General features: G+C 64.5%; 9 protein-coding genes. 4 read left to right on the top strand and 5 right to left on the bottom strand.

The genetic code is table 11. The annotated features are described in order from the left end of the window. Window positions 1-96: 96 nt before the first annotated feature. From metG to ACESY8_RS18840, 3 genes are all read right to left on the bottom strand, one after another. A complete protein-coding gene (metG, locus tag ACESY8_RS18850) occupies window positions 97-2,148 on the bottom strand; it encodes a methionine--tRNA ligase (protein ID WP_024724707.1) in 2,052 nt (683 codons plus the stop codon). Continuing rightward, window positions 2,138-2,959: a hypothetical protein gene (locus ACESY8_RS18845; protein ID WP_434307813.1), complete on the bottom strand. Its 822-nt coding sequence runs from the start codon at window positions 2,957-2,959 to the stop codon at window positions 2,138-2,140. Before ACESY8_RS18845 ends, metG begins: the two co-directional genes overlap by 11 nt. 76 nt (window positions 2,960-3,035) lie before the next feature. Further along, window positions 3,036-3,494 (bottom strand): Lrp/AsnC family transcriptional regulator, encoded by a 459-nt coding sequence (locus ACESY8_RS18840; protein ID WP_054339457.1) that lies wholly within the window; start codon window positions 3,492-3,494, stop codon window positions 3,036-3,038. A gap of 151 nt (window positions 3,495-3,645) precedes the next feature. On the opposite strand from ACESY8_RS18840, the gene ACESY8_RS18835 reads away from it, so the two are divergent. Continuing rightward, window positions 3,646-4,998 (top strand): MATE family efflux transporter, encoded by a 1,353-nt coding sequence (locus tag ACESY8_RS18835; RefSeq protein ID WP_498794931.1) that lies wholly within the window; start codon window positions 3,646-3,648, stop codon window positions 4,996-4,998. 55 nt (window positions 4,999-5,053) lie between these two features. Here ACESY8_RS18835 and ACESY8_RS18830 read toward each other — a convergent pair whose 3' ends face one another. Continuing rightward, entirely contained in the window at window positions 5,054-6,649 is a 1,596-nt protein-coding gene (locus tag ACESY8_RS18830; protein WP_009259667.1) for an ABC-F family ATP-binding cassette domain-containing protein, read from the bottom strand. Between the two features lie 192 nt (window positions 6,650-6,841). After that, the gene (locus tag ACESY8_RS18825) at window positions 6,842-9,022 is read right to left on the bottom strand and encodes a bifunctional metallophosphatase/5'-nucleotidase (RefSeq protein ID WP_054339456.1); all 2,181 of its coding nucleotides are present in this window, start codon (window positions 9,020-9,022) and stop codon (window positions 6,842-6,844) included. A gap of 229 nt (window positions 9,023-9,251) precedes the next feature. Between ACESY8_RS18825 and ACESY8_RS18820 the strand changes: the two genes are divergently transcribed. From ACESY8_RS18820 to ACESY8_RS18810, 3 genes are all read left to right on the top strand, one after another. Further along, window positions 9,252-9,818 (top strand): DNA-3-methyladenine glycosylase I, encoded by a 567-nt coding sequence (locus tag ACESY8_RS18820; RefSeq protein ID WP_009259665.1) that lies wholly within the window; start codon window positions 9,252-9,254, stop codon window positions 9,816-9,818. An 86-nt stretch (window positions 9,819-9,904) separates the two neighbouring features. Further along, window positions 9,905-11,323 (top strand): aspartate ammonia-lyase, encoded by a 1,419-nt coding sequence (locus ACESY8_RS18815; protein ID WP_434307811.1) that lies wholly within the window; start codon window positions 9,905-9,907, stop codon window positions 11,321-11,323. 69 nt (window positions 11,324-11,392) lie between these two features. Then, on the top strand, window positions 11,393-12,205 hold the full coding sequence (locus tag ACESY8_RS18810) for a putative RNA methyltransferase (protein WP_054339455.1): 813 nt from the start codon (window positions 11,393-11,395) through the stop codon (window positions 12,203-12,205). Window positions 12,206-12,460 lie beyond the last annotated feature (255 nt).

The following is a 12,460-nucleotide window of genomic DNA, read 5'->3' as shown; positions in this document are numbered from 1 at the left end:
CCCCCCCCCCCCCCCCCCCCCCCCCCCCCCCCCCCCCCCCCCCCCCCCCCCCCCCCCCCCCCCCCCCCCCCCCCCCTCTGTTTATACAGGATGCGCTCAGCACAGCTTGGCGCCGGCGGGGATAGCGTCGTCCACCATAACCAGGTGGAGCTTCTCCTCCCCGTGCTCGGTGTGGACGGCGGAGAGCAGCATGCCGCAGCTCTCCTGCCCCATCATCTTGCGGGGGGGAAGGTTGATAATGGCTACCAGGGTCTTGCCCACCAGTTCCTCCGGCTTGTAGTACATGGCGATGCCGGAGAGGATCTGGCGGTCAGTCCCGGAACCGTCGTCCAGGATGAACCTGAGGAGCTTGGCGCTCTTTTTCACGCTCTCACACGCCTTGACCTTCACGGCCCGGAAGTCGCTCTTGCAGAAGGTGTCGAAGTCCACGCTCTCCTGGGCGAAGGGCTCCACCTCCACGGCGGGGAGGGCGGCCCTGCGGGCCTCGGCCTGCAGCTCGTCCAGGGCGGCCAGCTCCTTCTCCACGTCGATGCGGGGGAACAGGTTCTCCCCCTTGCTCACCGCCGCGCCGGCGGGGAGCAGGCCCCACGCTCCGGCGGACTCCCAGGTGCGCGCGCCTTCGTCTACGCCGAGCTGGGCGAAGATCTTTCCGCAGGTCTCGGGCATAAAGGGGGTGAGCAGTACGGCGGAAAGGCGCACGCACTCCAGCAGATTGTAGAGCACGTGGGCCAGGCGGGGCTTCTGGGCCTCGTCCTTGGCCAGTGCCCAGGGCTTGTTCTCGTCGATATACTTGTTGGCCCGGCCGATGAGCTTGAACACCTCCACCAGGGCGTCCTGGAAGGCGTAGTGCTCCATCTGCGCCTCGTAGCGGCCCCGCAGGCCGGCGGCCAGGGCGATGAGCTCCACGTCGTACTTCCGGGGGTCGTCCTCCGGGAAGTCCATGGAGAGGTTCACCTCGCCCTGGGCCTGGGTCAGCATGGCGGCCAGCTCCGCCTCGTCCCCGGTGGCGCCGCAGCCCTCCGGCAGGCGCTCGCCGAAGTACTTGCCCACCATGGCGGTGGTGCGGCTGACCAGGTTGCCCAGGTCGTTGGCCAGGTCGGTGTTGATGCGGCCGATGAGGGCCTCGTTGGAGAAGTTGCCGTCGGTGCCGAAGGGGAACTCCCGCAGCAGGAAGTAGCGCAGGGCGTCCACCCCGTAGCGCTCGGCCAGCAGGTAGGGGTCCACCACGTTGCCCTTGGACTTGCTCATCTTGCCGCCGTCCAGCAGCAGCCAGCCGTGGCCGTACACCTTCTTGGGCAGGGGCAGGCCCAGGGCCATGAGGATGGCGGGCCAGATGATGGAGTGGAAGCGCACGATCTCCTTGCCCACAAAGTGCACGTCGGCGGGCCAGAACTTCTCAAAGTCGTGGTAGCGGCCGTTGCCGTAGCCCAGGGCGTTGATGTAGTTGGACAGGGCGTCGATCCACACATACACCACGTGGCCGGGGTCGAAGTCCACCGGCACGCCCCAGGAGAAGGAGGTGCGGGAGACGCACAGATCCTCCAGGCCGGGCTTGATGAAGTTGTTCACCATCTCATTGACCCGGCTGCGGGGCTCCAGGAAGTCGGTGTCCTCCAGCAGATGCCGGATGCGGTCGGCGTACTTGGACAGGCGGAAGAAGTAGGCCTCCTCCTCGGCATCCACCACGTCCCGGCCGCAGTCGGGGCACTTGCCGTCCTTGAGCTGGGTCTCCGTCCAGAAGGATTCGCAGGGCTTGCAATACTTGCCCACATATTTGCCCTTGTAGATGTCCCCCTGCTCATAGAGCTGCTTGAAGATCTTCTGCACGGACTCCACGTGGTAGTCGTCGGTGGTGCGGATGAACCGGTCGTTGGAGATGTTCATCAGCCTCCACAGGTCGAGCACGCCCCGGGGGCCCTCCACGATGTGGTCGACAAACTCCTTGGGGGATACGCCGGCCTCCTTGGCCTTGTCCTCGATCTTCTGGCCGTGCTCGTCAGTGCCGGTGAGGAACATGACCTCACAGCCCCGCAGGCGCTTGTAGCGGGCCATGGCGTCGGTGGCCACGGTGCAGTAGGTGTGGCCGATGTGCAGCTTGTCCGAGGGGTAGTAGATCGGGGTGGTAATATAGAATTTCTCAGGATTCATCGGGCGTTCCCTCCGTCGTATCGTTTTCGGCCCGGGCCAGGAGCTCCGGCCGGCCGGCATTGTACAGAAGCGTCACCGTGGACGAGAGCAAATAGAGGATGGCGAAGCCATAGAGCAGCGTCGTGGCCAGATCGTGCTGGTCGGCCAGGGTGGTCAGGCAGAAGTAGATCCCCAGCAGGGAGAACAGCCCAGCCCAGAACACCCGGCCCCGCTCAAAGGAGAAGCCGGCGTGGAAGTAGAGCCCCAGCAGGGAGGCGATGATGGCGAAAAGCTCATACACATAGTCCAACTGCACCGGATCTCCGGCCCGCACCTGGTAGGCGGCGATCAGCCACACGCAACAGGTGTAGGCGGGCATCAGCAGGGTGAAGCTGTACTTGCCCCTGTCCAGGCCCTTGAAGCTGTTCTGCGCCGTCTGCATTACGCAGAAGAAAGAGACCGCCGCCAGGGCGGCCAGCAGCAGGCGGGTGTAGACGGTGTTGGTCCCCTGGACAAAGGAGAGCACCATCAGCACCGCCGCCCCCAAGAGCAGGAAGGCGGAGAGCACCATAGCGGTGGCGTACAGGGTGTTTCCCTTGGCCTGAAAGGCCTCGTCGTAGCCGGTGAAGGAGGGGTATTTGCCCCGGCAGAGCAGGGCCAGAACCGCCGCCATGGCAACCGAAAGGGCGATGAGGGCGAGAGTGGCCGGGGCGCCGGGAATGGGTAAGCCGGTGTCCGCCTCAAAGGCCGTGGCCAGCTCCCAGCGGCGCAGGACAAAGCCGACCCCGCCGCCAGCCACCGCCACGACGGGCAGCAAAATTTCTTTTCGCATGAAAACCACCCTTTCCGGATGAAATGAGTTCAAATCCATAGTATAGCACACTTTGGCGGAAAGTGCACGATTTTTCTTACAGGCGCAGGCCCTTGATGTCCTTGATGCGGGAGAGGATGATGTTGCAGCTCAGGCTGGCAACGCCGGGCAGACGGTGGATGACCCGGTCCAGAAAGTCCTCCAGTTCCCCCTGGCCAGCCGCCACGGCGTGGACGTGGAGCTTGTTGCGGCCGGACACCTGGTAGATCTGGGTCACGGTATCGCTGGCGCGCAGGGTATTCACCACCGCGCTGAATTGGGCGGGCTCTACCTCAAGCTCAAAGTAGCAGGACACAGCACCGCTGATCTTCTGGGGATTGACAATGGTGGTGTACTCCTCGATCACGCCCCGCTCCTCCAGGGCGCGGACGCGGGCCTTCACCGCCACACGGGACAGCCCAACCGCCTGGCCCAGATCTGAGTAGGACATACGGGCGTTGTGGATGAGCAGCTCCACCAGCCGCCGGTCGATGTCGTCCAGACCGCTTAAAAACAACGCCTCCGCCCCCTCTATCTGTCAAGCTGTGTTTGTTATCTTATCCCGGCTGAAGAAAAAAGGCAAGTATAGCCTTGTATTTTTCCTCTGGATTTGCTATGATTCTTACGAAAAGAAAGATAAAACATTCAAAACGAAAGTGTGTGAGCCAATGCAGATGGATTTGACCCGGGGTGGAATCACCCGCCCTATGCTGCTGTTCGCCGGTCCCATGATCGCGGGCAATCTGCTCCAGCAGTGCTACAACATCGCCGACACCCTCATTGTGGGCCGGGCGCTGGGGGCGTCGGCCCTGGCGTCGGTGGGCTTCTCCTTTACCCTGATGACCTTTCTCACCTCGGTGCTGCTGGGCCTGTGCATGGGCAGCGGCGCCCTGTGGTCCATGCTCTACGGCGCGGAGCGGGAGGAGGAGCTGAAGCGGTGCCTCTTCGCCTCCTTTGTGTTTATCGGCTCCGTGGCGGTGCTGCTCAACGTGGGGGTGCTGGCCCTGCTGGAGCCGGTGATGACCCTGCTGCGCATCCCCGCCGGGGCCTGGGACGAGACCCGGGCCTACCTGCGGGTGGTACTGCTGGGCGTCTGCTTCACCTTCCTCTATAACTACTTCGCCTGCCTGCTGCGCTCGGTGGGCAATTCGGTGGCCCCGCTGGCCTTTCTGGCCGTGTCCACCGTCCTCAACATCGGGCTGGATCTCTGGTTTGTCCTGGGACTGGGCTGGGGGGTGGCCGGGGCCGCGGGGGCCACGGTGCTCGCCCAGGGGGTGTCCGCCGCCGGTATCGCCCTCTACGGCTGGCGGCGGGTGCCCCTGCTCCGGCTGGAGCGGCGGCACTGTAAGGTGTCCCGGGGGGAGCTGGGGCGCATCATGAACTACTCCCTGCTCACCTGCGTGCAGCAGTCGGTGATGAACTTCGGCATCCTGATGGTGCAGGGGCTGGTGAACTCCTTCGGGGTGAACGTGATGGCCGCCTTTGCCGCCGCCGTCAAGATCGACGCCTTCGCCTACCTGCCCGTCCAGGACTTCGGCAACGCCTTCTCCACCTTCGTGGCCCAGAACACCGGCGCGCAGAAGGCGGAGCGCATCCGAAAGGGGATCCGCTCCGCCCTGTGGGTGTCCGTGGGCTTCTGCCTGGTCAGCTCCCTGCTGGTGTGCCTCTTCGCCGCCCCCCTCATGGGCCTGTTTGTGGAGCCCGGCGAGACGGAGATTATCGCCGTGGGGGTGGAGTACCTGCGCATTGAGGGCATGTGCTACTGCGGCATCGGCATCCTGTTTTTGCTCTACGGCCTGTTCCGCGGCCTGGGGCGGCCCGGCGTGTCGGTGGTGCTCACCGTGGTCTCCCTGGGGACGCGGGTGGCCCTGGCCTACCTGCTGGCCCCCATCCCCGCCGTGGGCCTGAAGGGCATCTGGTGGGCGGTACCCATCGGCTGGGTACTGGCCGATCTGGCCGGGCTGGTGCTCTACCGGAGAAAACCCCTTCCGGCGGAAACGGCCTGCGCGCCGGAGGGATAAAAAAACCGCCGCGGACGGAACGCCAGTCCGCGGCGGTTTTTGCTATTCCGGTCAATCAGTCGGCCTTCTGGCTCTCCAGGTACTCGTCGTAGGTCATCTTGCGGTCGATGAGCTTGCCGTCGGAGGTGAAGTCGAACACCCGGTTGGCCACGGTCTGCACCAGCTGGTGGTCGTGGGAGGCGAAGAGCACGTTGCACTTGACGGCCTCCAGGCCGTTGTTCAGGGCGGCGATGGACTCCAGATCCAGGTGGTTGGTGGGCTGGTCAAGCAGCAGCACGTTGGCCCCGGAGAGCATCATCCGGGAGAGCATGCACCGCACCTTCTCGCCGCCGGAGAGCACCTTGACGGGCTTGTAAACCTCGTCGCCGGAGAAGAGCATCCGGCCCAGGAAACCCCGCAGATAGGCCTCGTGGGGGTCGGAAGACCACTGCCGCAGCCACTCCACCAGATTGTCGTCGCAGTCCTTGAAGAACTTGGTGTTGTCCTTAGGGAAGTAGGAGAAGGTGGCGGTCTGGCCCCACTTGACGGTGCCCTCGTCGGGCTCCAGCTCGCCGGTGAGGATCTGGAACAGGGCGGTCTGGGCGTTCTCGTTGTCGCCCACGAAGGCGATCTTGTCCCCGTGGCCCACGATGAAGCTCACCTTGTCCAGCACCTTCACTCCGTCGATGGTCTTGCTGACGTCGGTGACGAAGAGGATGTCCTTGCCCACCTCTCGGTCGGGAGAGAAGGCCACCCAGGGGTAGCGGCGGGAGGAGGCGGGGATCTCCTCCAGGGTGATCTTCTCCAGCAGTTTGCGCCGGGCGGTGGCCTGCTTGCTCTTGGACTTGTTGGCGGAGAAGCGGGAGATGAACTCCTTCAGCTCCTGGGCCTTCTCCTCGTTCTTCTTGTTCTGGTTCTTCATCAGGTTCTGCATGAGCTGGGAGGCGTCGTACCAGAAGTCGTAGTTGCCCACGTACATCTTGATCTTGTTGTAGTCGATGTCCACGATGTGGGTGCAGATGGTGTTGAGGAAGTGGCGGTCGTGGCTGACCACAATCACCGTGCCCTCAAAGTCCAGCAGGAAGTCCTCCAGCCAGTTCACCGCGTTGATGTCCAGGTTGTTGGTGGGCTCGTCCAGCAGCAGGATGTCCGGATTGCCGAACAGGGCCTGGGCCAGCAGCACCTTCACCTTCAGCCGGGCGTCCAGGGTGGCCATGTCGTTGGAATGGAACTCGGTGCCCACGCCCAGGCCCTGGAGGATGCGGCTGGCGTCGCTCTCGGCCTCCCAGCCGCCCAGCTCGGCGTACTCCTCCTCCAGCTCGCAGGCGCGGATGCCGTCGGCCTCGGTCATCTCCTCCTTGGCATAGAGGGCCTCCTTCTCCTTGCCGATGTCGTAGAGGCGCTGGTTGCCCATGATGACGGTGTCCATGACGTTGTAGGCGTTGTAGGCGTTCTGATCCTGCTTGAGCACCGACATGCGGGTCTTGGGCAGGATGGAGACCTCGCCGGAGGTGGGCTCCAGCTCGCCGGAGAGGATTTTCAGGAAGGTGGATTTACCCGCGCCGTTGGCGCCGATGATGCCGTAGCAGTTGCCCTTGGTGAACTGGAGATCCACGTGGGAAAAGAGGGGCTGGCCGCTGTAGGCCAGGCCCAGGTCGGAAACTGTAATCATGTCGTACTCCTTTTTATGCGAAAATCATCATACGGAGCGGATTATATCACAGATTGCTCAAAGGGGCCAGAGAAAAATTGGACAAGACGGCCGTATGAAGGGAATGGATCGTTCAAAGCTCTGGCGGAGTCCGGTAAAATACGCAAGGAAAGGGGCGCGCCCCAGGCGCGGCCCTTTGCTGACGGAAAGCGGTTACGCGGCGGTGATGGCCAAAACGCCCTCCACCAGGGCGGACTCCGCGCCCAGCTGGGCGAGGAAGCCTTCGGCCAGATAGTAGTTGCCGTTGACGAGTACGGCGGGCTGGCTCACCGCAGTGCCGTCCACGGTGAGAGTCAGGCTGACGGCCTCGCCGGTGGGGGCGGAGCCGGGCAGGGCCAGGGCCTCGCCCTCGTAGGCGGAGCCGGTGGCGACGGCCACACTGCCGTCCCACGTCACATTGAACTGGGCGCCGGTGCCCTTCAGGGCAAAGGCGAGGTCGCGCAGGCGGTAGTAGGTATTCCCCTGGGCGTCGAAAGCCGTGGCCACGTCTTTGGCCGCGCCGTTTACGGTCACGGTGAGAGTCTCGGCCTTTGCCTTGGCCTGGGCCACCAGGGAATCATAGTCGGACAGGTTGTAGCTCTCGGCGTAGGGGGTGTCCAGCAGGCCGGCGTTGATGTAGCCCACCAGCTCCGCCCGACGGGGGTCGTCCTCGCTCAGATCCACGCCCACGATCTTCCAGTTGTGGTCCACCTCGGGGGCCACGGGGGAGTGCTCGGCAAAGTAGGCCACGATCATATCCCGGATGGAGTTGGAGGACTCCCACTCCTTGGTGCCGGAGATAATGCTCTGGGCCTTCAGGGCGGAGGAGTAGCGGTAATTATTCACCGCCAGGGTCAGCTCCTGGTCGTCCTGGAGGGGTGCGCCGTGGAACATGACGTTCTGGATGCGCTGGCCCTTGGGCTGGGACAGGTCGATCTCATAGTCCACGCCGGCAAACATATCGTAGAGGTAGTCGGGGTACTCGGGGTCGAAGGAGATATTGATATCCCCCTCCTGCCACTGGTTGTAGCACTCGGCGGACCACTCCATGTAAGCCTTGAGCTCCGCGCCGGTGACGCTCACCCGGTAAAGGGTGTTGTCAAACTTGTAGATGTCGAAGATGTTGCCGTAGTTGATGTCGCCCTTGGGCAGATCGCTGGTGCCCTTGAAGAGGGCGGCGGCGGAGACGTCGGCGCCGGAGTTCTCCAGCTGGACGGTGTTGATCAGATCCATGACGGCGGTATCCATCACCCGGCCGGCGGGGATGCCGCGGATCTCGTTCTCAGGCTGGAAGCGGGCGGTAGTGCTTCCCAGGGACGCGCCGCCCTCGCCCTCGTCGCCGGAGCCGCCGCCGTTGATGTAGTCGATGGTCTTCTGATGGGCCTCGGCCACCAGGGGGATCTCCCGGAGCTCCTGGCTGGGGGTCACGCCGGTCATATCCACAATCTCCACCGAGCTGTCAATGATCTGATTGTCGGCGTCCAGGGTCAGATCAAAGCGGGCGATGTCCCGGCCGCCGTTGCGCACGCCGCCGATGACGGTGGAGCCCTGCTTCTCGTTGACCACCACGTGGTTGTGGGCCACCTGGAGCACGTCGATCTCCGGGTTGTCGTCCAGAATCTTCTGGGCGGAGTCGGAGCCGCCCTCCTCGTCAAATTCGGCGTACATGCCCATGTGGGCGGACACCATGATTACGTCGGCCTGGTCGCCGATCTCGTCGATGGCCTTGCCGACGGCCACGTTGGCGGCCTCATAGACGGCGTCGTCAATGCCGTCCTTGCCGCTGTCCCAGATGGGGACATCCGGGGTGACCACGCCGATGACGGCCAGCTTCACGCCGCCCCGCTCCACAATCGTCCAGCCCGCGCCGGTGACCGGCTCGCCCTGGGCGCCGGTGACGTTGGCGGCCAGAACCGGGAAGCTGGCCTGTCCCAGAATGGCCTGCATGGTGGGGATGCCCCAGTTGAACTCGTGGTTGCCCAGGGTCATGGCGTCATAGCCCATGTAGTTCATGGCGGTGACGACCGGATGGGGCTCCTCCGGGGTCTTGTTATACAGATCGTCGGTCATGATGGTGCCCTGGATGTCGTCGCCGGCGTCGACGAGGAAGGTGTTGGGGTTCTCGGCCCGCACTTGCTGGATGTAGGTGTAGAGCCTGGCCATGCCGTTGTTGTCGGTCTCCGCGTTGTCTTCGTAGGAATAGCCCCAGATATTTCCGTGCATGTCTGAGGTGCCCAGGATGGTGATGTGCTTCTCGCCCTCTGCCTCAGCCGCAAAGGCGGCGGGCAGCAGGGATGCCAGCAGAGCTGCCGACGCCAGCAGGGAGAGCAGATGTCTTCCGCGGTGCTTTTTCATACGAGAGGGGTCCTCCTGATTTTATATTTGCCAGGCCATGTCCCCTGGCTGGTATCTTAATGGTAACACGGTCCGCCTGGCAAGTCACCTGATTTTTTCTTTATTTACAAAATTTTTTCTCAGCAATGACTTTGCCGGCGGGTTTCCATTTCCCTATTTCTATGCTATAGTGCAGATGATATCGCGTTTCCCGGCCCAACCGGGCGGGGAAGGAGAGGAGAGAGCTGACATGGGAGAGGGCGCGCGCTGCCCCTGGGCAAAAACAGAGCACGAGATTTTGTACCATGACACGGAGTGGTGCCGGCCCTGCCGGGATGACCGGGCGCTGTTCGAGCTGCTGGAGCTGGAGGGCTTTCAGGCCGGGCTGAGCTGGAAGCTGATTCTGGAGCGGCGGGCGGCCCTGCGGGCGGCCTTCGCGGATTTTGAGCCGGCGGCGCTGGCCGGGTGGGGGGAGGACGAGGTGGAGGCCGCTCTGGCCGCCCCCGGCGTCATCAAAAACAGGAGCAAGGCCCGCTGCGCCGTCACCAATGCCCGGGCCTTTCTGGCCGTGGCGGAGGAGTGGGGCAGCTTTGCCCGCTACCTCTGGCACTGGGTGGACGGCGTGCCGGTGGACCACCGGCTGGAGCGGCCGGAGGACATGCCCGCCGAGGACGACCTGTCCCGCCGGGTGAGCGCCGACCTGAAAAAGCGGGGCTTCCGCTTTGTGGGGCCGGTGATTGTCTACTCCTACCTCCAGGGGGCGGGGCTCATCAATGACCATCTGGTGACCTGCCCATGGCACGGAGAGGGACTATAATTTGCAGGATTGCTTGCAAAATAAAACGGATGGTGCTATGATGTCCCTATAAAATGAAGGACTGCTTGCGAGGAGGCGCCTGTACCATGAGCATCCAATACCGCTCCGAGCACGACTCCGTGGGGGAGAGGTCTGTCCCCAAGGACGTCTACTACGGCGTCCAGTCCCTGCGGGCGGCGGAGAACTTCCCCATCACCGGGCTGGCCGTACATCCGGAGCAGATCAACTCCATCGCGGAGATCAAGAAGGCCTCCGCCATCACCAACCTGGAGATCGGCCTGCTGGACAAGCGGGTGGCCGACGCCATCGTGCGGGCCTGCGATGAGATTGCGGCGGGCCGGCTCCACGAGGCGTTCATCGTGGACCCCATTCAGGGCGGCGCGGGCACCAGCCTGAACATGAACGCCAACGAGGTCATCGCCAACCGGGCCATCGAGCTGCTGGGCGGGGAGAAGGGGGACTACGCCCTGGTCAACCCCAACGACCACGTCAACTACGGCGAGTCCACCAACGATGTGTTCCCCTCGGCGGGCAAGCTGGCGGTGCTCAAGCTGCTGGTGCGGGCCCAGATCCAGCTCGAGCGGCTCTCTGAGGCCCTGGAGGCCAAGGCGGAGGAGTTTGACGACGTGCTCAAGATGGGCCGCACGCAGATGCAGGACGCGGTGCCCATCCGTCTGGGGCAGGAGTTCCGGGCCTACAGCCGGGTGGTGCGCCGGGACATCGCCCGCTTCGAGCGGGCCAAGGACGAGATGCGCCGCCTCAACATGGGGGGCACCGCCATCGGCACCGGCATCAACGCCGACGGGCGGTATCTGCGCCGCATCATCCCCAACCTGTCCAAGGTCACCGGGCTTGAGCTGGTGCAGGCCTCCGACCTCATCGACGCCACCCAGAACCTGGACGGGCTCGTGGCCGTGTCCGGCGCGGTCAAGACCTGCGCCGTCAACCTGTCCAAGATGTCCAACGACCTGCGGCTCATGTCCTCCGGCCCCCGCTGCGGCTTCAGCGAGATCAACCTGCCGCCCCGGCAGAACGGCTCCTCCATCATGCCGGGGAAGGTCAACCCCGTCATCCCCGAGGTGGTCAGCCAGGTGGCCTTCAACATCATCGGAAACGACGTCACCGTCACCATGGCCGCCGAGGCGGGCCAACTGGAGCTCAACGCCTTCGAGCCCATCATCTTCTACAACCTGATCCAGAGCGTGGAGACCCTGACCTACGCGGTACATACCTTTGTGGACAACTGCGTCACCGGCATCACCGCCAACCGGGAGCGGTGCCGGGACATGGTGGAGCACAGCGTGGGCATCATCACCGCCCTGTGCCCCCACGTGGGCTATGAGAAGGCCGCCGAGGTGGCCAAGCGGGCCATCGAGACCGGCGCGCCGGTGCGGCGGCTCATTCTGGAGGAGGGCCTGCTGGACGAGGCGGCCCTGGACAAAATTCTGGACCCCTACTCCATGACGGAGCCCGGCATCTCCGGCAAGGAGCTGCTGGAGGGGTGAACGGCCGGGGCCCCCGCCCGTGCGGGGGCCCAATTTCCTGTCATACCTTCCACAAAGGAGAGAGGTTCTGTGGAAAAGTCTCTGTTTACCTGCCCCATCTGCGCCGCCCCCCTGGAGCGGGGGGAGCGGGCCTATGCCTGCCCCAACGGCCACGCCTACGACAAGGCCAGAGAGGGGTATGTCCATCTGCTGCCCGCCAACAAAAAGCACTCCAAGGCCCCCGGCGACGACAAGGGCATGGCGGAGGCCCGCCGCCGGTTTCTCTCCGGGGGATACTACGGCCACCTGCTGGCCGCCCTGTGCGCCCTGGGGGCGGAGTACGCCCCGCCGGGGGAGGCGGTGCTGGACTCGGGCTGCGGCGAGGGGTACTACACCGCCGGACTGTGGGAGGCCCTGGGCCGCCCGCCCCTGGCGGGAATCGACCTGTCCAAGCCGTCGGTGCGCCTGGCCGCCCGGCGGGTGCCGGAGGGGGAGTTCGCCGTGGCCTCCGCCTACCATCTGCCTCTGGCGGATGCCTCGGTGGGGCTGGTGCTCAACTGCTTCTCCCCCCTGGCCCTGGACGAGTTCCGGCGGGTGCTCCGCCCCGGCGGGGCCTTCCTCTATGTGGTGCCCGCCGCCGACCACCTGTGGGAGCTCAAGCAGGTGCTCTACGACCAGCCCTACCGCAACCGTGAGGAGGACATCCCCTACGAGGGCTTCTCCTACGAGCGGGTGGAGCCGGTGGAGGCGGTGGTGGACGTGGCGGGGGAGGCGCTGCGCGACCTGTTCCAGATGACCCCCTATTACTGGAAGACCCCCAGGGAGGGGGCGGAGCGGCTGGCCGCCCTGGACGGCCTGCGGGTGCGGGCCTCCTTCCGCGTCCATGTGTTCCGGCGCAGGTAGGGACCGGACACTGGCCGGGTTTTATGTGCTGTGCCTTCAACTTGTAGGGGCGGCCTTTATGGCCCCCCGCGGGCGACCACAAGGGTGGCCCCTACGCCCTGATACGTTGGGCCGGGCCTGCTCCGCAGAGGTTAACGCCCCAGGGCGGGGTTCCCGCTTTATACTGGGCTGGCGCGTCTTCCATGGGAACCTTTTTGGATCTGTTTTCTTGCCATGCCTCCGGCGGCCCCGCTTTCTTGCCGAAGAAAGCGGGGC

It is taken from the genome of Clostridium sp. ATCC BAA-442 (assembly GCF_964239415.1).
Lineage (GTDB): Bacteria > Bacillota > Clostridia > Oscillospirales > Oscillospiraceae > Flavonifractor > Flavonifractor plautii.
Note: the sequence above shows the minus strand (reverse complement) of the source record. Positions and strands in the feature narration are given on the sequence as shown.

Bases quoted from the DNA above. Each gene is read 5' to 3' on its own strand.
- metG (WP_024724707.1), bottom strand. From the start codon at position 2,148: ATGAATCCTGAGAAATTCTATATTACCACCCCGATCTACTACCCCTCG.
- ACESY8_RS18845 (WP_434307813.1), bottom strand. From the start codon at position 2,959: ATGCGAAAAGAAATTTTGCTGCCCGTCGTGGCGGTGGCTGGCGGCGGG.
- ACESY8_RS18835 (WP_498794931.1), top strand. From the start codon at position 3,646: ATGCAGATGGATTTGACCCGGGGTGGAATCACCCGCCCTATGCTGCTG.
- ACESY8_RS18830 (WP_009259667.1), bottom strand. From the start codon at position 6,649: ATGATTACAGTTTCCGACCTGGGCCTGGCCTACAGCGGCCAGCCCCTC.
- ACESY8_RS18825 (WP_054339456.1), bottom strand. From the start codon at position 9,022: ATGAAAAAGCACCGCGGAAGACATCTGCTCTCCCTGCTGGCGTCGGCA.
- ACESY8_RS18820 (WP_009259665.1), top strand. From the start codon at position 9,252: ATGGGAGAGGGCGCGCGCTGCCCCTGGGCAAAAACAGAGCACGAGATT.
- ACESY8_RS18815 (WP_434307811.1), top strand. From the start codon at position 9,905: ATGAGCATCCAATACCGCTCCGAGCACGACTCCGTGGGGGAGAGGTCT.